Source organism: Streptosporangium sp. NPDC004631 (assembly GCF_053601935.1).
On the sequence record NZ_JBSGCR010000019.1, the window covers coordinates 38,185 to 59,670 of the forward strand.

The 21,486-nt window shown below is 70.3% G+C and carries 18 protein-coding genes; 5 read left to right on the forward strand and 13 right to left on the reverse strand.

Annotated features, from left to right (window positions below; genetic code table 11):
* Positions 1–37 precede the first annotated feature (37 nt).
* From ACWEF2_RS19790 to ACWEF2_RS19810, 5 genes are all read right to left on the reverse strand, one after another.
* Complete coding sequence (locus ACWEF2_RS19790) at positions 38–1,450, reverse strand: ATP-binding protein (RefSeq protein WP_453817113.1); 1,413 nt, start codon at positions 1,448–1,450, stop codon at positions 38–40.
* Positions 1,447–3,111: an FAD-dependent oxidoreductase gene (locus ACWEF2_RS19795; protein ID WP_453817115.1), complete on the reverse strand. Its 1,665-nt coding sequence runs from the start codon at positions 3,109–3,111 to the stop codon at positions 1,447–1,449. The genes ACWEF2_RS19790 and ACWEF2_RS19795 overlap by 4 nt, the downstream gene beginning before the upstream one ends.
* Before the next feature lie 118 nt (positions 3,112–3,229).
* Positions 3,230–4,078 (reverse strand): TrmB family transcriptional regulator, encoded by an 849-nt coding sequence (locus tag ACWEF2_RS19800; RefSeq protein WP_453817117.1) that lies wholly within the window; start codon positions 4,076–4,078, stop codon positions 3,230–3,232.
* A 162-nt stretch (positions 4,079–4,240) separates the two neighbouring features.
* Positions 4,241–5,254, reverse strand: a complete 1,014-nt coding sequence (gene glnII / locus ACWEF2_RS19805; RefSeq protein ID WP_453817119.1) for a glutamine synthetase — start codon at positions 5,252–5,254, stop codon at positions 4,241–4,243.
* 243 nt (positions 5,255–5,497) lie between these two features.
* Positions 5,498–6,193 (reverse strand): TetR/AcrR family transcriptional regulator, encoded by a 696-nt coding sequence (locus ACWEF2_RS19810; protein WP_453817121.1) that lies wholly within the window; start codon positions 6,191–6,193, stop codon positions 5,498–5,500.
* 254 nt (positions 6,194–6,447) lie between these two features.
* Between ACWEF2_RS19810 and ACWEF2_RS19815 the strand changes: the two genes are divergently transcribed.
* A complete protein-coding gene (locus tag ACWEF2_RS19815) occupies positions 6,448–7,302 on the forward strand; it encodes an ATP-grasp domain-containing protein (RefSeq protein WP_453817123.1) in 855 nt (284 codons plus the stop codon).
* A gap of 163 nt (positions 7,303–7,465) precedes the next feature.
* Here the strand turns inward: ACWEF2_RS19815 and ACWEF2_RS19820 are convergent, their stop codons facing one another.
* From ACWEF2_RS19820 to ACWEF2_RS19850, 7 genes are all read right to left on the reverse strand, one after another.
* Positions 7,466–8,764 carry a DUF2252 domain-containing protein gene (locus tag ACWEF2_RS19820; protein ID WP_453817125.1) on the reverse strand — a complete coding sequence of 433 codons (1,299 nt, stop codon included), beginning with the start codon at positions 8,762–8,764 and terminating at the stop codon, positions 7,466–7,468.
* Between the two features lie 183 nt (positions 8,765–8,947).
* On the reverse strand, positions 8,948–10,087 hold the full coding sequence (locus ACWEF2_RS19825) for a right-handed parallel beta-helix repeat-containing protein (protein ID WP_453817127.1): 1,140 nt from the start codon (positions 10,085–10,087) through the stop codon (positions 8,948–8,950).
* A gap of 313 nt (positions 10,088–10,400) precedes the next feature.
* Positions 10,401–11,486 (reverse strand): right-handed parallel beta-helix repeat-containing protein, encoded by a 1,086-nt coding sequence (locus tag ACWEF2_RS19830; RefSeq protein WP_453817129.1) that lies wholly within the window; start codon positions 11,484–11,486, stop codon positions 10,401–10,403.
* 258 nt (positions 11,487–11,744) lie between these two features.
* Entirely contained in the window at positions 11,745–12,554 is an 810-nt protein-coding gene (locus ACWEF2_RS19835) for an FAD-dependent monooxygenase (protein WP_453817131.1), read from the reverse strand.
* Between the two features lie 87 nt (positions 12,555–12,641).
* Positions 12,642–14,189 (reverse strand): tetratricopeptide repeat protein, encoded by a 1,548-nt coding sequence (locus ACWEF2_RS19840; protein WP_453817133.1) that lies wholly within the window; start codon positions 14,187–14,189, stop codon positions 12,642–12,644.
* A complete protein-coding gene (locus ACWEF2_RS19845) occupies positions 14,152–14,853 on the reverse strand; it encodes an AfsR/SARP family transcriptional regulator (RefSeq protein WP_453817135.1) in 702 nt (233 codons plus the stop codon). Before ACWEF2_RS19845 ends, ACWEF2_RS19840 begins: the two co-directional genes overlap by 38 nt.
* Before the next feature lie 119 nt (positions 14,854–14,972).
* On the reverse strand, positions 14,973–15,653 hold the full coding sequence (locus ACWEF2_RS19850) for a flavin reductase family protein (protein WP_453817137.1): 681 nt from the start codon (positions 15,651–15,653) through the stop codon (positions 14,973–14,975).
* 1,108 nt (positions 15,654–16,761) lie between these two features.
* Here ACWEF2_RS19850 and ACWEF2_RS19855 point away from each other — a divergent pair.
* The 3 genes from ACWEF2_RS19855 (at position 16,762) to ACWEF2_RS19865 (ending at position 19,109) form a co-directional block, all read left to right on the forward strand.
* The gene (locus ACWEF2_RS19855; protein WP_453817139.1) at positions 16,762–17,508 is read left to right on the forward strand and encodes a GntR family transcriptional regulator; all 747 of its coding nucleotides are present in this window, start codon (positions 16,762–16,764) and stop codon (positions 17,506–17,508) included.
* 214 nt (positions 17,509–17,722) lie between these two features.
* Positions 17,723–18,391, forward strand: a complete 669-nt coding sequence (locus tag ACWEF2_RS19860) for a GNAT family N-acetyltransferase (protein WP_453817141.1) — start codon at positions 17,723–17,725, stop codon at positions 18,389–18,391.
* Positions 18,392–18,434: 43 nt separating this feature from the next.
* Positions 18,435–19,109: a copper homeostasis protein CutC gene (locus ACWEF2_RS19865; protein WP_453817143.1), complete on the forward strand. Its 675-nt coding sequence runs from the start codon at positions 18,435–18,437 to the stop codon at positions 19,107–19,109.
* A 34-nt stretch (positions 19,110–19,143) separates the two neighbouring features.
* On the opposite strand, the gene ACWEF2_RS19870 is transcribed toward ACWEF2_RS19865, so the two are convergent.
* Positions 19,144–20,442, reverse strand: a complete 1,299-nt coding sequence (locus tag ACWEF2_RS19870) for an FAD-dependent oxidoreductase (protein ID WP_453817145.1) — start codon at positions 20,440–20,442, stop codon at positions 19,144–19,146.
* A gap of 319 nt (positions 20,443–20,761) precedes the next feature.
* Between ACWEF2_RS19870 and ACWEF2_RS19875 the strand changes: the two genes are divergently transcribed.
* The gene (locus ACWEF2_RS19875) at positions 20,762–21,394 is read left to right on the forward strand and encodes a hypothetical protein (protein ID WP_453817146.1); all 633 of its coding nucleotides are present in this window, start codon (positions 20,762–20,764) and stop codon (positions 21,392–21,394) included.
* Positions 21,395–21,486: the final 92 nt, after the last annotated feature.

Genomic DNA, 21,486 nt, shown 5'->3' on the forward strand with positions numbered 1-21,486 from the left:
GGGTCCATGGGCGGGGAGCCTCAGGCGGGGAGCTCGGTCAGGGGAGCTCGGTCAGCGGGAGCCGTACCTGGAAGCGGGTGTCCCCGGGGGACGACTCCACGCGCAGGTCGCCGCCGTGCCGACCGGCGACGATCCGGAAGGAGATGTCCAGGCCCAGGCCGGTGCCCTCGCCGACCGCCTTCGTGGTGAAGAACGGTTCGAAGATCCGCTCACGCAGATGTTCGGGGACGCCGGGGCCGGTGTCGCAGATCTCGATCAGGGCGGTCGTGTCGTGTTCGAGGCGGGTGCGGACGGTGAGTGTGCCGGTGCCCGCCATCGCGTCCAGCGCGTTGTGGATCAGGTTGGTCCACACCTGGTTGAGCTCCCCCGCGTAGCCGGGCAGCGGTGGCAGGTCGGCGGCGTAGTCGGTGGCCACGGTGATCCCCGGCGGGATCTTGCCCCGGAACATGGTGAGCGTGCTGTCCAGCAGCTCCCGGACGTCCACCGTCCGGTACGGCGCGCGGTCCATCTGGGAGTACTGCTTGGCCGAGGCGAGCAGCGCGGAGATCCGCTCGGTCGCGTCGGTCACCTCGTGCAGCATCTGGGCGATCTCGGTGGCCTCCGCCAGCCAGTGCACCGCCGCGGCCAGGTACTCGTCCCCGACCCTGCCGCGGACCTTGTCCAGGCTCTGCGGCCCGAAGCCGACGCTCACCAGCGGCGGCGCCAGCTCCCAGCCGTCGTCGACGCCGGCCTCCTCCAGCGCCTCGCCCAGCTCGTCCTCGGCGTCGGACACCTCAAGCGGGGAGCGCGCGGGCATGTGCTCGGCGTTCTCCGCGCAGCTCTCGTGCATGTCGATCAGCGCGCGCAGCCGTTCGGACGAGATGCCCGACTCGGTCAGCTCGGCCAGCCGCCGCCGGGAGGACCGGACCTTCTCCCGCAGATCGCCCACGGCCCGTACGGCCGCCGCCGCCGGGTTGTTGAGCTCGTGGGTGAGCCCGGCGGTGATCGTGCCGAGCGAGGTCAGCCGCTGCCGCCGGTCGATGAGCTCCCGCTGGGCGAGCCCGCCCAGGCGCACCCCGTCGAGCAGGTGCACCGCCATCGGGAACCAGTCGGCGACGATCGCGCCGTACTCCTCGGCGGGGAGCACGAAGAGCCGCGAGGGCTTGGTCGCGCGCAGCGAGTGGGTGTAGGTGCCGGGGGCGCGCTCACCGAGATAGGCCGAGACGGCTCCGGCGTAGACCCCCGCCTGGGAGGTCGGGGTCATGGCGACCGGCCCGGCCGGGGTCTCGGTGGACATGACGACCTCACCGTCGATGAGCACGACGAACAACGCGGCCGGGTCGCCCTGCCGTACGATCTGCTCGCCCGCGCCGAACTCGCGCTCCTCGCCGTGGGCGGCCAGCCACTCCAGCCTCTCGTCGTCGAGCCTCTCGAAGAGGAACAGCCCGCGGAGCACATCCGTGCCGGTCACGTCTGCTCCAGGTAGCGGTGGACCAGGGCCACGGCCATGGCCCCCTCGCCGACCGCCGAGGCCACCCGCTTGATCGAGTCGGCCCGCACGTCTCCGGCGGCGAAGACGCCGGGCACATTGGTCTCCAGGTGGTACGGCTCCCGCCGCAGCGGCCAGTTGCGGGGACGGCTCTCGGCGGCGGTCAGGTCCGGCCCGGTGAGCACGAAGCCCCTGGCGTCGCGTTCGATCGTGTCGCCGAGCCAGCCGGTGAACGGCTCGGCGCCGATGAAGACGAACAGCCATTCGGCCTCGACCGTCCGCTCGCCCTCGGGGCCCTTGAGCGTGAGCCGTTCCAGATGGCCGTCGCCGTCGGCTCCGACCACCTCGGTCCCGGTGTGCACCTCGATGTTCGGGGTCTGGGAGATCTGCTCGATCAGATAGTGGGACATGGATCTCTCCAGCCCGTCGCTCCTGACGATCAGATGGACCTTGCTGGCGTATCCCGACAGGTAGACGGCACCCTGCCCCGCCGAGTTGGCCGCGCCGACAATGTAGACCTCCCGGCCCCGGCACTCGGGCGCCTCGGTCACGGCCGCGCCGTAGTAGGTTCCCCTGCCCACGAAGTCGTCGAGGCCGGGGGCGCTCAGCCTCCGGTAGGAGACCCCGGTGGCGATGATCACGGTGTGCGCGGCGATGTCGCCGCCGTCGGCGAAGCCGACCACCCTGGCCTGTCCCCTGACCTCAAGGCTGGTGACCGTGCGGGCGGTGAGCAGTTCGGCGCCGAACTTCAGGGCCTGGCGGCGGGCGCGGTCGGCGAGCTGGGCGCCGGATACGCCGTCGGGGAAGCCCAGGTAGTTCTCGATGCGGGAGCTCTGCCCGGCCTGCCCGCCGGAGGCGTGCTGCTCCACCATGACCGTGCGCAGCCCCTCGGAGGCGCCGTAGACCGCCGCGCCCAGCCCGCCGGGGCCGCCGCCGATGACGATCAGGTCGTAGAAGTCGGTGGCGGGGGAGGTGGACAGGCCGACGGCCGTGGCCAGTGTCGAGGTGTCGGGGGCGGTGAGCTTCGCGCCCTCGGCCGTGACCACCAGGGGCAGCCTGGCCGGGCCGATCTCGCACCCCTCGCCGGCGGCGGTGAGCAACTGCGCGCCCTCGGGGGAGTCGGCCAGCATCCAGCGGTAGGGCACCTGGTTGCGGGAGAGGAAGTCGCGGATCTCGTAGGATCTCGCCGACCAGCGCGCCCCCACCACCCGCAGCTCGCCGGACTCGCGCCGGTCGGCTCGCTGCCAGGCGTCCAGCAGGGAGTCCAGTACGGGGTAGAACTTCTCCTCCGGCGGGTCCCACGGTTTGAGCATGTAGTGGTCGAGGTCCACCACGTTGATCGCCTGGATCGCCGCGTCGGTGTCGGCGTAGGCGGTCAGCAGCACACGGCGGGCGTGGGGATACAGGTCCATCGCCTGTTCGAGGAACTCCACGCCGTTCATCTGGGGCATCCGGTAGTCGGCGAGGATCGCCGCGACGTCGTCGCCGCGCAGCCGCATCTCGCGGACGCTCTCCATGCCCTGGGCCGCGGTGTCGGCCCTGACGACACGGTAGGACCGGCCGTAGCGGCGCCGTAGATCACGTGCCACCGCCCGGGAGACGCCCGGATCGTCATCAATCGTCACGATGACCGGCTTGTCCATGGCCTGCCTTCCCTCGCGGTGTGACAACCTTTCTTGAAGGATGTCACATCCGCTTTTCGGTGATCACCTCGTCGCCGGCGGGCCGTATGGTCCGCCGCCTGTACGGTCCGCCGGTCGTTCAGGGTTCGGGCAGTCCGATGGTGCGGAGCAGGGCGGCCGAGTGGCCCTGTCCGGTGCGCAGGCGGATGAGCTCGGGGTCGGTCCAGAGCTCCCGCAGTGGCCCGTGCCCGATCCGGTCGGCGATGATCTGCAGGGTGATGTCGTTTCTGACGTACTCCACCGCCGTCAGGACCACGGCCGGGTCCTCGGTGTAGACGCCCCAGGCCGAGCCGTTCACGAACCCGCCGATCAGGACCTCGCCCCGGTCGCCTGCGACGACCAGGAGACGGCAGCCCAGGTCCTCCATGACCGCCTCGGGGGTGGGGAACCGGTGCTCGTACAGGTGTCCGGCCCCGGTCTGGACAGGGCCGAAGTGGATCACCGACACGTCCACCCCGCGTTCGGCCGCTCGCCCGACCAGCGGGGAGAGCCGCCTCATCTCCTCGGGCCAGACCGACAGGAACAGGTCGGTGTGCGCGGCGGCCACCACGTCCTCGGCCCGCGTGAGCACCGCCTCCGTGCCTTTGAGGTTGTAGATCAGGTGGGCGCCGGGTGGCGCGGCGATCGTGGGCAGCGAGGACTGCAGCGCCTCGATCGAGTCGTCGAACTCCCGCCGCATGCGTTCCAGCAGCGCCCGGGGCGGTAGCGGCAGGTAGCCGGTGGCCTCCTCGGGGCCGCGTAACTCGTAGGCCGCACCCCTGGCGACCAGCTTGCCGAGCGTCTCGTAGACGGTGCTCCTTGGCACACCGGAGCGTTTGGCCACCTCGTAGCCGTTGAGTGGCTGTCCGGCGACCACCAGCGTGACATACGCCTTGGCCTCGTACCCCGACATGCCCAGGCGCTGCAACTGCTCTACCACATCCCGCATCGCAGTTATGTTACGGCGCATCGCGGTCTTTTAGCGTTGTCCTAAAGCACCTTATTCGGCTCCGTATTAATCACTGTGGAGTATTGGCCCGGGAGACGACCCCGAACGCGGCGGGCCGCGACCACCCCCGGCAGGGCGGTCACGGCCTTGACACGTGGTGGATCAGAGCTGGCCGGCCTTCTCCAGGGCGGTGCAGCAGGTGTCCACGATGAGGCGGGTCACCAGGTAGGGATCGACGTTGGCGTTGGGACGGCGGTCCTCGATGTAGCCCTTCTTCTCCACCTCGACCTGCCACGGGATGCGGACCGAGGCGCCGCGGTCGGAGACGCCGTAGCTGAACTCGTTCCACGGGGCGGTCTCGTGGTGGCCGGTGAGACGGTCCTCGATGCCGGCGCCGTAGTGCTTGACGTGCTCCATGGCGTTCTCGGCGAGGGCCTCGCAGGCGGTGATGATCGGGTCGTAGCCCTCGCGCATCGCCTTGGTGGAGAAGTTGGTGTGCGCGCCGGCGCCGTTCCAGTCACCCTTCACCGGCTTGGCGTCGAGCGTGGCGGCGATGTCGAAGTCCTCGGCCACGCGGTAGAGCAGCCAGCGGGCGATCCACAGGTGGTCGGAGACCTCGACCGGGCCCGCGGGGCCGACCTGGAACTCCCACTGGCCGGGCATGACCTCGGCGTTGATGCCGGAGATCGCCAGACCGGCCTCCAGGCACAGGTCGAGGTGCTTTTCGACGACGTCGCGGCCGAAGACCTCGTCGGCGCCGACGCCGCAGTAGTAACCACCCTGCGGGGCCGGGAAGCCGCCGCTCGGGAAGCCGAGCGGGCGGCCCTCCTTGAAGAAGGTGTACTCCTGCTCGATGCCGAACCAGGACTCCTGGTCGGCGAACCTCTCGGCCACCTCGGTGAGGGCGGCGCGGGTGTTGCTGACGTGCGGGGTCATGTCGGGGTAGAGGACCTCGCAGAGCACCAGCACGTTGCCGCCGCCGCGGATCGGGTCCTGGCAGGTGAACACCGGCTTGAGCACACGGTCCGAGGAGGGGCCGTCGGCCTGGTTGGTGCTGGATCCGTCGAAGCCCCAGAGCGGAGGCTCGGCGCCGCCGGCCAGGATCCTGGTCTTCGACCGGAGCTTGGCGGTCGGCTCGGTGCCGTCGATCCAGATGTATTCAGCCTTGAAGGTCATCGGCGGAGTCCTTGGAATCCTTGAGGAGGAGTGGTTACTGCCCTCAAAGGGTTGCAAGTCGCGATTTCTCATCTGTTGCCCGTATGTGAACAGGATGTTACATAGGTCTGTTTGGCCAGGTAGAAGCGGTGATAAAACTTTGCCGCCGTCCGCCGGGGGAGTGGTGGGCCGCTCGCGGGGCCGGGCAGGGTGAACCGGGAGGAGAGAGGGTTTCGGGGCGCGGGGAGAGATCGAGAGGGGATGTCACCCCCGCTGGGTGCTCCGCTCGCCGGTCGCCAGCCCGTCGAACAGGACCGTGATGTAGTGCTCGGCCAGGGCTGCGGTGTTCAGCCGCCCGCCCGGCCGGAACCAGCGGACCGCGACCCAGATGGTGTCGCGGATCATGCGGTAGGTCAGCTTGGGATCCATGTCGGCGCGGAACTGGCCGGCGGCCTGGCCGAGCTTGATCTGCTCGACCCACATGCGCTCGACCTCGTCCTCGGCCTTGACCAGATAGTCGAAGCGGTCGCCGGACAGGGAGAGCAGGTAGTTCCAGTCGTTCTGCATGACGGTGATCGCGGCGCGGTGCGGTTCGAGGGTGCCGAACCCGATGCGCACCATCTCCGAGAGGGTCTCGCGGGGCTCGCCCTCCCGCCCCAGCGCGGCGCGGTAACGGCCGACGAGGTCGTCGAGGAAGGTGGTCAGCACCTCGTCGACGATCGTCTCCTTGGAGTCGAAGTGGTGGTAGAGGCTCCCGGAGAGGATGCCCGCCTCCTCCGCGATCTCCCGGACGGTGGTCGCCTGGAAGCCCTTGCGCGCGAAGAGATCGGCGGCGAGCTTGACGAGGTGGTCGCGGCGCTCGGAGGCGGAGGCGGACGTGGCCGCACGCTTCGTCGTGCCCTGCCGCCTGCCGGTGGTCGTCGCGCCGCCGGAGTTCTTTCGCGTGTTCACGTCGTTCATTATGAGCCCTTGCGCAATCGCTTGTTCACCTGAACACGCCAGCTCATCCCACCTCCACCCGCCGAACGAGCGCGTGCCGGCATCGGTTTTCAGGGCCCTCCTCGGAGCCCTCCCGTCCCGGCGCTGTCGGCTCTGAGGCCGTCGGCCCCGGCGGTGTGGGTCCCGGTGGCGTGAGCCGCGGGGGCGGGAAAGCGGTGGATGCCTTTAGGTAATGTCCCCGATGTCTGATTGATACTGACATAGGGGGACATCAGGTGGGTGCTTCCGCGGCCTACGTGACTTTTACCGACCCGGAAGGGCTCGATGACGAGAAGGAGGTCGCCCTCGCAGCCTGGGCCGAGGCCGGGATCATCGGGCACGTCGTGCGCTGGGACACCCCCGGCACCGACTGGGCCGCGTTCGACGCCGTGGTGGTCCGCAGCCCGTGGGACTACGTGACCCGGCGGGCGGAGTTCGTCGGGTGGGCCCATCACGTCGAGTCGGTCACCCTCTTACTCAACCCGGCCGCGGTGCTGGAACGCAACACCGACAAGACCTACCTGCGGGACCTGGCCGCGCCGACCGTTCCCACCTCCTGGGTCGCGCCGGGCGAGCCCCTGGACCTGCCGTTCCTCGACGAGTACGTGGTGAAACCCTCGGTGTCGGCCGCGGCCCGTAACACGATCAGGACCGGGGACCGGACCGTGGCCGCGACTCACGCGGCCAGGCTGGTGGCCGAGGGGCAGACGGTGATGGTCCAGCCCTATCTGGACATGGTGGAGGCCGAGGGGGAGACCTCGATGCTCTACTTCGGCGGCCGGTTCAGCCACGCCGTACGGCGTGTCCCGATGCTCACCGGGAACGTCGCCGACCTGGTCGAGGAGAACGGCCAGGCCGAGCCGCGCACACCGGAGCCCGACCAGATCGCCCTGGCCGAGCGGGTGCTCGGCGAGTTTCCCGGAGTGCTCTACGCCCGCGTCGACCTGGTCCGGCTGGCCGACGGCACCCCCGCCCTCATCGAGCTGGAACTCACCGAGCCCTACCTGTATCTGCGCTACGCGCCCGGCGCCGCGGCCAACCTGGCCGATGCGCTGGCCGAGGCGATCGCCCGGAGAGCGGGCGGGAGCTGACGGGACCCCGCCGTTCCGCCGAACGGCGCCCGGCCCACGATGCGGGGCCCGGCTGACAGGAAATTCGGCTGGGAGGAATCCGGCCGTGCCGCCGGGCTTTCGCCGTCGGCGTCACCTCACACCGGGTACGTACCGGGCTTTCGCGCGTTCGGAGACCGAGCGCTCAGAGGCCGGGGAGGCGGCCGTTGCGGAACAGGTCGACGAAGAGGTGGTGATCGGTCCTGGCCCGCGCGCCGTAGGCGTGGGCGAAGTCGACCAGCATCCCGGTGAAGCCGTCGGTGTCGCCGCCGATCACGGTCACGATCGCGTCCTCGGTGGAGAAGTCCACCAGGTCGTGGCTGGACTCGTCGTCGGCCACCGAGTGCATGCGGGCCACGGCCCGGCCGAGGTCGCGGATCACCGAGGCGAGTTCGTCCGGCTCGTTGACGTCGCCCCAGTCGAGGTCGGCGGAGTAGGGGGAGACCTCGGCGACAAGCTGGCCGACGCCGTTCAACGTGGTGTAGCCGAGCCAGGGATCGGCGTACGCCTGCAGGGCCCGCTGCGACTCGGCCGTACGGTGCCCCTGGTGCTTGAAGTAGTCGCGCACCTTCTCGTCGGTGATGTACCGGGCCACGGCCGGAACCTGCGCCTGTTTCATGTAGAGGATGACGTCGTTCTCCAGGGCCTGGGTGTGGCCCTCCAGGAGCATGTTGTAGGAGGGCAGTCCCGCCGAGCCGATGCCGACCCCGGTGCGGAGCGCGAAGTCCTTGATCTTGTGCTCGACCTCGGAGACGGAGGGGAGCGTGGTCAGATAGTCCCGGAAGGCCGCCTCCACCGCGTGCCGGGTGTCCTCGTCGACCGGGTAACGGCCTTCCAGGGCGGCGAACCTGCGGTCGAAGTCGTCGATCGTGGTCTCCGTGTCCAGCAGCGCCACCCGGGTGTTCAACCGGGCGATCTGCAGGACCCGATGGAGCACACCGGTGGTGGTCTCCAGCGTCAGCGAGCCGATCGCGTCGTCCCCGCCCTCCGAGATGCCGGTCAGCTCGGTGAGGTAGGCGTGGGCGAACTCGGTCACCAGTTCGGTGATCACCTGGTCCGACAGGGCCTTGGCGTAGCCGATGAGCGCGACACTGGCCACGAACCGCTTGAGATCCCAGACGTAGGGGCCGACGTAGGCCTCGTCGAAGTCGTTGACGTTGAAGACCAGCACACCCGAGGCGTTCATGTAGGTGCCGAAGTTCTCGGCGTGCAGATCGCCGTGGATCCACACCCGGCGGGTCTGGTCGTCGAGAAAGTCCTCGCAGGCGAAGGCCCCGGTCATGTCCGCGTAGAACAGGCTGGCGCTGCCCCGGTAGAAGGCGAAGGGGGACGCGGCCATCTTCCGGAACTTGCGCCGGAAGGCTGCCGGATCACGCCTGATGGATTCGCCGAACTCGGTGATCAGGACGTTGAGAATGTGGGCTGAGCGCCCATCGGTGGTCATGATGCGCACGTTAGAGGTACGGAGCGAAATTTCGCCACACAGGAGGCGTCACAGATCTGGAACGCACCAACCGGGAGTGGCTCGCCAGGCTCCCCGGCCGGACGGGTAGGGCTCTCGCCGCGGTGGGCGGGAGCCGTACCTCTCGTTCGGGGCCGTATTTCCGTTCGGAGGCGTAGCGGGGGCTCAGGTGCAGGTGAGGTCGGGGTTGGGCTGTGGGGCGCAGGGGCCCTTGTTGCCGCCGCCGTCGACCACCTGGCCGGGTGGTGCCCAGATGAGGGGTCCGGCGTTGCCCGCGCCGGTGTTGCGGGTCAGGGTGATCAGGTTCGGGCGGCTGGGGTCGGCCGAGATGCTGCGGATGTGGATGCCGCCCTGGACCGGGTTTCCCTCCTGGTCAGTGACCCCACTGGGGGTGCGGCCGTTGCCCAGGAAGACGTTCTCGGCGATCGGGTACGGGTTGCGAGGCGGAAGGTTGTTGTTCATGAAGATTCCGGCGGTGCGATTGCCGGTGAACAGGTTCCTTTTCACGTCTATGCCGTCGAACCGCTGGATGCCCAGGCCGATGGAGTTGCCGTTGAAAACGTTGTACTCGACCGTGATCGCGTGCCTGTCGACATAGTCGAGCTCAAGAGCGGTGCCGGCGTTCTTGAAGACGTTGTTTCTCAGCAGGGTGTTGCGGGAGAGCGCGATGACCCTCACCGGGAAGTTGTCGAAGACGTTTCCGGTGATGACGCCGTTGTTCGCCGCGGCGATGTTCAGGGAGCCGTTGGTCAGGATGCTCGACCGCACCGCCAGCGGCGTGTATCCGTCGAAGGTGCTGACGTCGCCGTGCACGGTGCAGTTGTCGATCGTCAACCCGATGTACTTCGCGGCGGACACCCCCTCGACGAGGCAGGTTCTGGGGGTTCCGTTGATGGCGACCAGCGTGCGGTTGCCCCGTGCCAGCACTTTCGCTCCGACGAGGCGCACGCCGGAGAATGTCACGGAGGCGCCCCCGGTGGCGTAGAGGCCGTTTGAGATGCCGGTGATGGTGCCGTTCTTCACGGTCAGGCCCACGTGCCCGTCGATGTCGATGCCGGCTCCGGTGAGGGTGTGGCCGGCGAGGTCGACGGTCACGTTGTCGGCGTCGACCGTCAGGCTGCCATAGCTGGAGCAGGTCAGGTCGGAGGTGAGGGTGACGTCGGCGGTGAGGGTGTCGCCACAGTTCACCGTGGTGTCGGCCGCGGCGGGCAGGGCCGTCGTCAGGGCGGTCAGCAGGACGAGCACCAGGGTCGCGGCCGTGGTGCGCAGCCGCCGTCCCGTTTTCACCGTGTGGTTTACGGTCATTTCTCTCCCGACTCTTCGATGGATTGTTTCCGGCCTCTCCGTCGAGCCACCCCGAAACATTCATCGGCGGGATGGATCACCGCCCTCATCGAGGAGGGGCGGGGGTTGGCTGGGAGGGGGACGGCCGTTCCGCTGTCCGAGCGCCGCCGGGCCCACGCGTAACGGCACGGGGCCCACCGTGGGCGGAGGGCGGCGAGCAGGCGGGGACCTGTCCGGAGACTCCCCGGTCGGACGGGTAGGGCTCTCGCCGCGGTGGGCGGGAGCCGTACTCTCGTTCGGGGCCGTATTTCCGTTCGGAGGCGTAGCGGGGGGCTCAGGTGCAGGTGAGGTCGGGGTTGGGTTGTGGGGCGCAGGGGCCCTTGTTGCCGCCGCCGTCGACCACCTGGCCGGGTGGTGCCCAGATGAGGGGTCCGGCGTTGCCCGCTCCGGTGTTGCGGGTCAGGGTGATCGGATACCGAGGGTCGTCGATCAGGAGGTGAATGCCGCCCTGGACGGGGTTGCCCGCCCTGTCGGTGGTTCCGCCGGGTGAGTGGCCGTTGCCCAGGAAGACGTTCTCGGACACCGGATAGGGGTTGAGGCGCGGGAACCTGTTGTAGATGTTCATCCCGGCCACGCGGTTGCCGGCGAACAGGTTTTTTCTCACGTTTATGTTGTAGAAGCGCTGCGGGACGCTCAGGCCGACGGAGTTCTTCGTGAAGAGGTTGTACTCGACGGTGATCGCCGCTGTGGACACATAGTCGAGCTCAAGACCGGTGCCGGCGTTCTTGAAGACGTTGTTCCGCAGCAGGGTGTTACGGGAGTCTCCGACGACCGATACCGGGAAGTCGTCGAAGACGTTTCCGGTGATGACCCCGTTGTCCGCCTGGTTGACGGCCAGGGAGCCGTTGGTGAGGACGCTCGACCGCACCGCCAGCACCCCGTCCCCGTCGAAGGCGCCGACAGCGCCGTGCACGGTGCAGTTGTCGATCGTCAGTGAGCCGTCGATGACGTACGCCCCCTCCAGGAGGCAGGTGTGGGGTGTCCCGCCGACGGCCAGAGCCGTCTGACCGGTTGCTTTCACCTTCGAGCCGACAAGGCGCACTCCGGACAGGGCCACAGTGCCGCCGTCCATGAGCCAGAGGCCGTATTCGACCCCCGTGATGGTGCCGTTCCTCACGGTCAGGCCCCCGTGTTTGGTCATCCTGAGGACGACCCCGGTGAGGGTGTGGCCGGCGAGGTCGACGGTCACGTTGTCGGCGTCGATCGTCAGCGAACCATTGGCGCAGGTCAGGTCGGCGGTTAGGGTGACATTGGCGGTCAGTGTGTCGTCGCAGCCGACCGTGGTGTCGGCCGCGGCGGGCGGAGCCGTCGTCAGGGCGGCCGACAGGACGAGCGCGAGGGCCGCGGCGGCCGTGTACAAGCGCCGCCCCACCTCGGTCACATGATTTACCGTCATTTCTCTCCCGGCTCTTCGGTGGATTGTTTCCAGTTTCTCCGCCGAGCCGCCCCGAAACATTTATCGGCAGGAGGGATCACTGCCCTAGAATGCGCGAGATACGATGAGATGAAAAGCCAGTGAAAGGGCACCGCCAGGGATCATTAATGACCCCTTCCCAGTAATGGTCTTATGGTGGGAGACGTACGGCGGGCCGCACCTGTGGCGCCCGCCGTGGCAGGCTCATCTCCGGTTCCGGGACGGTACGGCGGACCGGTGCCCGTAGTCCTTCAGGGTGATGGCGCTCGCCGTTTTCCGGACGCTCTTGGCGATCAGCCCCTTCCACGGCACATATGGCAGGAGCCTGTAGTTCTGGTTCATGAACCAGGCGATGAACCGGTTCTCGGGAACCATCCACCTGTCCACTCCCTCCCCCGACTTCTGGCAGCCCGTTGCGTAGTCGCGCATGGCCTCCTCGTAGCGGGCGAAGCCCACGCGGTGGTCGCCGCCCGCAGCGGCGAGTTCCCCGGCGAGGACGTAGGCCCCGACCATGGCCAGGCCGGTTCCCATGCCCGACAGAGGCGAGGCGCAGCAGGCGGCGTCCCCGAGGAGTACGGCCCGGCCCCGTGACCAGCTCTCCATGTGGACCTGGCTGATCGAGTCGAAGTAGAAGTCCGGCGCCTCCCACATGGCCTCCAGCAGCCGGGGAGTCTCCCAGCCGATCCCGGCGAACGCCTCGGCGAGGATCCTCCTCTGCTGATCGTCGTCGTGGCGGTCGTAGCTCAGCTTGCCCGTGCTGTTGACATACGACATCGCCCCCATGTTCGTCCGCTCACGCTCCACGTCGGCCAGGATGCCCATCCGGTCGAGCACGGTGAGGTGCGCCTCGCCCCGGAAGTCGACCGCGTAGCCGCCGTCGCGGAGGGCGGGCGTCCGCTCCACCACCGTGGGGGTGAATCCGTGACGGTGCAGCCAGTAGGCCAGCGCCGGGCCGGCGACGCCCGCCCCCGAGATCAGGATGTCCTTGTTCTTGAGCCGCGCTGTGGTGTCCATGTCAGCGACCCTGTCCGGCGGGGCTCACCGCCCCCTCACCGCCCCCTCACCGCGTGGGGGCGGTGTGGTGACCCGTGCGGTGCGGGCTCACCGGGCGCGGTTGCGGCTCAGGCCGTGTCCGGCGACGGCGTTGATCGGTGACGATCGGATGACGGACTCGGATATCCCGGCCAGGCGGAGCGCGTCTGTCCGGGAGAGCCGCGCTCCCCGGCGGTGCAGGGCCTCGTAGCGCTCGTCGCCCAGGGCCGCCCGCGCGGCGGCGGCCGTCCGGGAGACGTCGGGGTCGTCCTCCACGAACACCCCCCGCAGGGCGACGGTCGCGCCGAGCAGCATGGCCGCGGCCGAGGCGTCGCCCTCCAGCAGCGCGATCCCCGCCAGGGCCTCGAACGGGCGGGTGCTCTCGGTGGTCGCCCCCGTCTTCACCGTGACCTCGACGGCCTGCCGGTGCAGCCGGCGGGCCTTCTCCAGGTCGCCGCCGTCCTCGGCGATCCTGCCGAGGCCGAAGAGCGCTCCCGTCCGGCTCCCCGCGCTTTTCACCCAGTGCGTCTCGAACCGCTCCAGCGCCTGCTCGTACAGCCGCCGCGCCCCGGCCGGATCGCCTTCCAACCGCGCGATGTCGCCGAGGCCGCGCAGCGCCGCGGCCAGGTAGGTGGTGCTGCCCGCGCGGCGTGCGATCTCCGCGGCCCGCTCGTAGTCGGCGCGCGCCGCCGAGAGACCGGCGTCCGCCGAGTCGGTGCCGGCCGATGCGGCGGGGGCGGTTGGTGGGGCCGGTGCGGTCGGCGTGGCCTGCGCCGCCTGCCCGGCCTGTGTCACCCGCCCGGCCTGGGGCGACTGTCCGATCTGTGCCACCGGTGTGGTCCGCCCGGCCTGGGCGGCGCGGACGCGATAGTCGCCGCGCAGCCCGGCCAGTCCGGCCAGCGCGTCCAGGGCCAGCGCCGTGCCCCACCGGTCGCCCAGCGATCGGAAGGCGTCGGCGGCCGAGGTGAACTCGTGCTCGGCCCGTACCAGATCTCCGCCGCCGAGCTGCGGATATCCCCAGAGCAGGTGGACGACGGCCCGCTCCCAGGGGTCGCTGCCGGCCTCCCCCCGGGCGATCACCGAGAGCGTGGCCCGGAGGTCTTCCGCACCGGCGTCGACCATCGGCCAGAGGAGGGTGACGACCGGGTGGCGGTGCGGCCGGTCCGGATCGACGACGATCGACGCGGCCGTCCGCCGGTGGCGTTCCCACTCCTCCCGGCCGGTTTCACCGGCCGCCGCGTGCAGGGCGCACAGGACGTACTCGTCCCCGAGCCCCTGCGGCGGGCTGTCGCCGATCATGTCCAGGAGGGTGACGGCCTGCGCCGTCGGCGAGGTGCGCATGCCGCGCATCCACAGATACGACGACAGCGAGGCGAGCAGCCTGAGCGCGAGCGCGATCTCCCCGGACTCGACGGCCCGGCGCAGGGCGGCCTGGAGGTTCTCGTGCTCGGCGGAGAGGATCTCCAGCCATTCGAGTCGACGAGTGAGTCCAGCACGTCCTCCGCGTCGGGAACCCCGCAGACGCGCTCCGCGGCCTCGGCGGTCGCGCCGCCGGAGAACACCGTCACCCGGGCGGCCATCACCCGCTCGGCCTCGGACAGCAGGTCCCAGCTCCACGCCACGACCGCCCGGAGCGTCCGGTGCCTGGCCTCCGCCGTACGGCTGCCGCGTGACAGCAGGCGGAAACGGTCACCCAGCCGCGCGGCCTTTCCCGCAGCGGGTGACGGCCGACCAGCTCCCGCAGCTCCGGTACGGCGGCCCGGTGCTCGCCTCGCCGCAGGTCGGCCTCGATCCGGCCCTCCAGGGTGCCGAGCCTCCGCTCCTCCAACTCCATGATCCGAGCCTGGACGGACCCGGCCTCCACCGCGTCGGCCAGCGCGGGGCCCCGCCACAGGCCGAGGGCCTCACGCAGGAGTATCGAGGCCCGGCCGGGGTTCCCGTCCCCGAGGGCGAGCCGCCCCTCGTCGGACAGTCGTCTGAAACGGTGGGCGTCGACGTCTCCGGGGTCGGCGGCGAGCCGGTAGCCCGCGGGGGCGAGTTCGATGACGGCATCCCGGCCGAGGGCCTGCCGGAGCCGGGACACCTGTGACCGCAGGGCGTGCGCGGCCCCGTCCGGTGCCCGCGCCCCGTAGAGGTCGTCGATCAGGCGGTCGGCCGTCACCACCTCGCCGGGATCGGTGAGCAACAGGGCCGGCAGCGCGCGCCGGGCCGGGCCGCCGAGGGGCACCTCGTCCCCGTCGTCACGCCAGGCCCGCGTGGTGCCCAGGATCCCGAATCGCATGGGGCGATTGTCTCCCGCATTCCATGATCCTGTCTCCGCGTCGTCCGCCGTCTCCCCGCCTTCGTCCCCGTGCCGCCGGTCTCTTCTCGGCCGTCTCGCGGGCCGGAGTGGCCCGTGGCTCACGGCTGGAACCGGCCGTAGCCACCCCGGAAGAAGACCAGCGGGCCGCCGTCGGCGTGGACGCCGAGGTCGTGGACCCTGGCGACGACGATGAGGTGGTCGCCCGCCGGGTGCTCCGCCTCGACCGAGCAGTCGATCCAGGCCAGTGCGCCGTCGATCACCGGGTTGCCCGCGGGGGAGCCGGTCCACCCGAGGTCGGCGAACTTGTCGCCGGCCCTGCTCGCCAGCGCGGCGCAGATCGGCCGCTGGTGCTCGGCGAGCACGTTGACGGTCTGGATCTTGGCGGCGCGCAGCCGCGGCCAGCTCGTGCTGGTGTGCGCCACGCAGAAGGCGATCAGCGGGGGATCCAGCGAGACCGAGGTGAAGGAGTTGGCGACCAGGCCGCACGGCTCGTCGTTGCCGGGCTCCACGGCGGTGATGGCGACGACGCCGGTCGCGAAGTGCCCGAGCACGGTGCGGAACCACCGGTCGTCCACGGTCTGGAGGGGGTCGCAGGTCTCCTCCGGCGGGTCCTGGGGCGGGTCACGGCGCGTGACGTCTCCGTCGGGAGGGATGTCGGGAGGGATTTCCCGCCCCCCGGGGACGGTGCGCGGGTGGGTGTCCTGCTTCATCGGCCGGGCCGGCCGTACCTCGCCTTCGGCGCCAAGGCGTCCGGCGGTGCGCTGCCGGTCAACACGCACGGGGGGTTCCTCTCGGAGGGAGACCTGCACGGGGTCGGCCGCGTCACCGGGGCCGTCTCATCGGGGCGGGACGGCGCCGGTGGCAGTCGAGACGGTGCCGAGGTGATGATCCTGTCCACCGCCGTCCGTCGTCCGGCTACATCCTTTCCCGCCGTCCGCGCTCTTACCCGCGGGGATGGGACGGGGGCGCGGCCGGTCACCGATCATGACGCGGCGGGGACGCCGGCGGGATGACTCGGCGTGCCCGGGGGCTTCCCGCCGTCATCGGTGGGCGATCCCGGGATCGGTCCGGGCCGCCGGGGCGTCGCACGGTGTCCCACGGTGTTCGTGGCGTGCCGGAGCGCGGAGCCGCCGCGCGGGGGCCGCCCGGAGATCCCACGGTCGCGCGGGAGCCCTCAGACGATCCATAGGAAGGCTCGGGGATCAGAGACGTTCGGGGTGTTCCAGGGCGCTCGGGAGGTCTCGAAGTCCGTCATGGATTCCGGGGAGACGGCCCGCGTGCCCGGGGTGCCCGGAGATGAAGGCGCGTCCTGGCGGGCGTGGGGGACCCGCCAGGACGCGCTCTTCCCCGGCGCGGTGGTGCGAGGACCCCGGCGAGGGTTGGGGTCCTCGCACCGTCTAGACGCGCACGGAGCCGGTGACGGGAGAGGCGCGGACCTGGGGAACCGCGCCCTCCTCGAAGGGGTCGTCACCGGAGATCGACCTCCGGTGGTGCCATGAGATGAGGCGCGCCGTCCCGGCCGGATCACCGGCCGGATGAGGGGTCTCCCGCCTCTCCCCATTCCAGATAAAAAGCCCGTTTCTACACCATACGGTGAGATCTGTCGGTGCGGAAAGCATCGACAGCTCGCCCCCGTCGCTCTGATGCGTACGGGTGAGGTCGTGGCGACGCAACGGGTAGCGCAGTGGACCCGTTGCCTCGTGAGGGCCGCGCCCCGGCGGATCTGACGCCCCCAGACGGACCGACAGCATCGACCCCCACCCCCTCGCCGACCTTTCGATGGTTTTGTACCAACGATTGGATAATGCGGGTAGATAGAGGTTGGGTCAAGAGGCTGTTCCCCGGTAGAACCAGATCGTCTAGTTTTGTTGGCACAAAGGGGACTAAATGGCGCGGTCAACGCTGTATCAGTTGGTGGCCTCCGAGCTTCGGAGGACCATCTACTCCGGTGCGCTCGGCCCGGGGGATCAGCTGCCGACCGAAGTGGAACTCATGACGGTGCATCAGGTCAGCCGCAACACCGTGCGGCTCGCCCTGGGTGAGCTGGTCAACGAGGGTTTGATCACCCGTACCCCGCGCAGGGGCACCGTGGTCAGGGAGCGCCGCCCCCTGCTCATCCACCCCCAGCGAGAGCTCCAGCCGCAGCCGGAGGAGACCAGGGAGGCGTTCGCCTGGGCCGTCTCCCAGGAGGGGCGCGTGCCGAGCCAGAACATCGAGGTCTCGATCGTGCATCCGGCCGAGGACATCGCCAGCCGGCTGGGACTGGCCGACGACGAGCTCGCCGTGGTCCGCCGCAGGCTGCGGTTCGTGGACGGCCAGCCGTACAACACCAACGACTCCTACTTTCCGCTGGCGCTGGTCGCCGACTCCGAGATCACCCGGCCCGGCGACATCATGCGCGGAGCCAACAGGGTGCTGGCCGAGCTCGGCCATCTGCAGGTCCGCATGGTGGACGACATCTGGGCGCGTATGCCCAACAGCTCCGAGACCGAGCGACTCCAGCTCCAGTCGGGCACGCCGGTGGTCGTCTACATCCGGGTCGGCTACGACGAGAACGACGCCCCCGTGCGGGTCGCGGTGTCGGTGCTCCCGGCCGACAAGCACCTGATCAGATACGAGCTGGAAAGCCGTTGACGTTTCCGTGACCGCCCTGACGGGCCGGCCCCCTCTCTGCCCGCGCCGCGGGCGACCATCGGGCCGCGCTCGCCGGGCGGGTAGGCGCGGCGCCGTTTCGCCGCTCCCTCAAGACCCCTAGGCGTTCCGCCTGGGCCAGGCATGGATGTCGTGCGCCATTGTTCGGCCACTCTCCGTGTCCATTCACGCACCCCGTGCGACGAAGGGATGAACCATGCACTCGAACACCGTCAACTCCGTCACCGCGCGTCCGCTCACCCTGCGCAGGGCCGTCGAGGCCGACCTCCCGGGAGTGCTCGCGCTTCTCGCGGAGACCGCCGGCTGGCTGAACGGCCGGGGCGTACGGCAGTGGCCCGTCGGGGGCTTCCCCGCCGAGCGCATCGCCCCGCTGATCGAGGAGGGCAGCATGTACCTGCTGGACGGCGAGGAGAGGCCCGTGGCCACCATCGCCCTGGACGGCCACGCCGACCCCGAGTTCTGGGCCGCCGAGGACGTGCCCGGATCGGCGCTCTACGTCCACAAGCTGTCCGTGGCGCGCGGCTGCTCCGGCCGGGGTCTCGGCCAGGCGCTGCTCGACTGGGCCGGCCTGCGCGTACTGGCGACGGGAAGGCGCTGGCTCCGGCTTGACTGTTCCAAGGACAACCCCGGACTCCAGGACTACTATCGGGGCCAGCGTTTCACCCACCTCCGCACGGTCGACCTTCCGCACCGCGCTTCGGGAGCACTGTTCCAGCGGGCCGGCGGCCTGCGCGGCGGTGCCTTCGGAACCGCGCTGCCGTTCGTGGACCGCCGTGGGGCGTCGGTGGAGTCTCGTGAGCCGTCGGCGCAGCGTCCGGAATCCTCCGAGAGCAGCCGGGGATCCTCCGTGGCGGAGCATGTCTGAACCACGGCGATCCCAGGACAAAGTCATCCGATAGCCTCACCCCATGACCGGATCCTTGCTTGAGGTGATCGCGCTCAACGCGCGTGACGCCGTCGCGGCCGAAGAGGGCGGAGCCGACCGCCTGGAAGTCGTCGTCGACGTGGCGTCCGGCGGGCTCACCCCGGCGGCGGAGACGGTCGCGGCGATCTCCAAGAGGTGTGCGCTGCCGCAGATGGTGATGTTGCGGGCCGAGCCCTCGTTCCTGGCTCGGCCCGATTCACTGGAGAGCCTCCGGTGTGACGTCAAGGCCCTGGCCGAGGCGGGCGCCGCGGGGTTCGTCTTCGGCTTCCTCGACTCGGCCGGGGCCGTCGACCTGGTGGCCACCGAGGCGCTCATCCACGCCGTCGCCCCGCTGCCCTGGACGTTCCACCGGGCGGTCGACCACGCGGCCGACATCCAGGCCGGCTGGCGCGCGATCCGGCTGCTGCCCAACCTCGCCACCGTGCTCACCTCGGGCGCTCCCGGTGGCGTGGCGGACGGTTTGGCGGTGCTCAAGACCAGGTGCGAGGCCGGCGACGGCCCGTTGATCCTGGCGGGCGGAGGGCTCAGGCCGAGCCATGTCCCGGCGCTGCTGGAGTACGGCGTGCGGGCCTTCCACATCGGCGGCGCGGTACGGGCGTCGTGGGCCGATCCGGTCGACGCCCGGCGGGTCCGCGAGTGGCGGGCCCTGATCGACTGACGGTGATGACGGAGGTGAGCGCCTCCCGGGGCGGTCACCGGTTGAGCGCGTCGAGCATCGCCGCGAGGCCGACGAGCTTGACGCGCTCGCCCCGGTTCAGCGTCCTGGCCAGGGCGGCCTCGGCGGCCTCGATGGACAGCCACTGCTCGTAGGTGACGGGGGAGACGCCCCGCGAGGCGAGGAGCGCCTCCAGGTCGGCGTGGTGTACGGGCTCCCGGCCGGCGAGGTCGGCCAGCAGGGTGCGGACCGTCTCGGCGGCGTCGGACTTGTTGGTGCCGATCACCCCGGTGGGGCCGCGCTTGAGCCAGCCCGCCACGTACTCGCGGTCGCGCACCCGGCCGGCCTCGTTCGGCACGGTCATGGTGGACTCGGAGAACGGGACGCCCGGCAGCGGCACGCTCCGGTAGCCGACCGAGCGCAGCACCATGCCGACCGGGAGCGTCTCGAACTCGCCGGTGCCCACGACCCGGCCCCCGGCCAGACGGGTCCGTTCGAGCCTGAGCGCCTCCACCCGGTCCTCGCCGAGGATCTCCACCGGCCGCATCCAGAACCGCACGTCCAGCCGCCGGGGGCGGCCCACCGGCCTGCGGGCGGCCCAGCTCTGCAGGACCTCGACGTTCCCCCGGATCTGCCGTGACGCCTCCGTGAGGTCGGCGGCCGACTCCTCGGGTCGCACGCACACGTCCGCGTTGGCCAGCCCGCCCAGCTCCCGCAGCTCCTTCAGGGTGAACTTGGCGTGCTCGGGACCCCTGCGGCCGATCATGTGGATGGCCTTCACCTGACTGCCGGCCAGCCGGGTCAGCACCTCCTCGGGCACGTCCGTGGCGCGCAGTTCCTCGGCGGTCTTGGCGAGGACGCGCACCACGTCCACCGCCACGTTCCCCACGCCGATCACCGCCACCTCCGGGCTGTCGAGGACGAAGCGGTCGGCGGGCACGTCGGGGTGGCCGCAGTACCAGTTCACGAAGTCGGTGGCCGCCACGCTCCCCGGCAGGTCCTCGCCGGGGATGCCCATCCGCCGGTCCACCATCGCGCCGGTGCAGTAGACGACGGCGTCGTAGCAGCCGAGGAGGTCCGCCACCCCGACGTGCCCGCCGAGCTCGACGCCGCCCAGGAAGCGGACGCCCGGCAGCTCAAGGACCCGGCGCAGGTAGTCCGCGATCGACTTGATCGAGGTGTGGTCGGGGGCCACGCCGTAGCGCACGAGGCCGTAGGGCGTGGGCAGCCGCTCCAGCACGTCGACCTCGACGGCGCCGGGGGCCTGCTTCATCAGCGCCTCGGCCGTGTAGATACCGGCGGGTCCCGAACCGACAATCGCGACTTTCAGTGACACTTCGCCTCCCAGTCGCAGACTGTCCTGAACATGATTCTGTATCACCGGGGATGCGTCCTGCCAGGATGGCGCGGCGAACGGGGCCGAACGTAACCGAGATGACTCACACTCCGGCCTTCTCTCCGGACTCTCCGGACCTCGCGCGCGGGCGGGCCGCGGGGAGGGGGCGCCGGTGCGCGGGCGATGAAGCCAAGCGATCGCTTGTTGGGTCAATTTTGTCATGTTTTGTGGGTTATTGCAGGTCAGATATGCTTCTCGTGGCCACAAGCCCGCACGGTTCACGGCCACAAGCCGGCACGATCGGGGGATCATCGGTTTGGTGGAACACCACTACGCGCTCGACTACGCCGAGGGGGATCGGCACAATCGGGCGATCATGCTGCACATGGTGCTCTCGCTCGTCGTGGGCATGGTGCTCGGCGCCGTCGGCGCGCTGCTCGCCCACGGGCCCGGCCTGGTCTACTCGATCTACGAGCCCTACGCCTATGTCCTGCTCGTGGTCGTGGTGGGACGCACCGCCTCCGGCCTCGGCTGGGCGGTGCTGGCGAGCGCCCTGGCGACCCTCGGGCCGTTTGTCTCGCTGCTGGTCGCCTCCCTGTTCGGGCCGGACGCCGGCTTCTTCAGCCTCGGCACCAACGGCCCCATAATGAACCTCGCGCTTCTCACGCTCACCTCCCTCGGAGTTCTCGCCTACTTCACCGGCCGCGACGACATGTGGGCCGACGTCGCGGCCGGCACGCTGGCCGGGACCGTCGCGATCGACGGCCTCGACAAGACCGCGCCCGGCGGCCTGGAGTACGTCTCGGGGTTCTGGCCGTGGAACACCATGGTCGTGGGCGCCCTCGCGCTGGGGCTGCTGCTCGTGCTGCGCGGGCGGGGCGGACTGGCCCGCTCCGCGTTCGTCGCGCTGATCGTCGCCTGCACCGTGTTCGTGTTCGCGGCGGGCCTCTGACCGCCGCCCGGATCCACGCCCGTGCCCGGCGCGGCCCCCCGCCCTGCCCCCGACGGCAGTCAACCCGGTTGCGCGAGTCGATAGCCTGTAGG

Excerpts from the sequence above, each read along its gene's own strand:
- ACWEF2_RS19860 (WP_453817141.1), top strand. The coding sequence starts at position 17,723 with ATGCACTCGAACACCGTCAACTCCGTCACCGCGCGTCCGCTCACCCTG.
- ACWEF2_RS19865 (WP_453817143.1), top strand. The coding sequence starts at position 18,435 with ATGACCGGATCCTTGCTTGAGGTGATCGCGCTCAACGCGCGTGACGCC.
- ACWEF2_RS19855 (WP_453817139.1), top strand. The coding sequence starts at position 16,762 with ATGGCGCGGTCAACGCTGTATCAGTTGGTGGCCTCCGAGCTTCGGAGG.
- ACWEF2_RS19835 (WP_453817131.1), bottom strand. The coding sequence starts at position 12,554 with ATGGACACCACAGCGCGGCTCAAGAACAAGGACATCCTGATCTCGGGG.
- ACWEF2_RS19800 (WP_453817117.1), bottom strand. The coding sequence starts at position 4,078 with ATGCGGGATGTGGTAGAGCAGTTGCAGCGCCTGGGCATGTCGGGGTAC.
- ACWEF2_RS19825 (WP_453817127.1), bottom strand. The coding sequence starts at position 10,087 with ATGACCGTAAACCACACGGTGAAAACGGGACGGCGGCTGCGCACCACG.
- ACWEF2_RS19795 (WP_453817115.1), bottom strand. The coding sequence starts at position 3,111 with ATGGACAAGCCGGTCATCGTGACGATTGATGACGATCCGGGCGTCTCC.
- glnII (WP_453817119.1), bottom strand. The coding sequence starts at position 5,254 with ATGACCTTCAAGGCTGAATACATCTGGATCGACGGCACCGAGCCGACC.
- ACWEF2_RS19820 (WP_453817125.1), bottom strand. The coding sequence starts at position 8,764 with ATGACCACCGATGGGCGCTCAGCCCACATTCTCAACGTCCTGATCACC.
- ACWEF2_RS19845 (WP_453817135.1), bottom strand. The coding sequence starts at position 14,853 with ATGCGATTCGGGATCCTGGGCACCACGCGGGCCTGGCGTGACGACGGG.
- ACWEF2_RS19810 (WP_453817121.1), bottom strand. The coding sequence starts at position 6,193 with ATGAACGACGTGAACACGCGAAAGAACTCCGGCGGCGCGACGACCACC.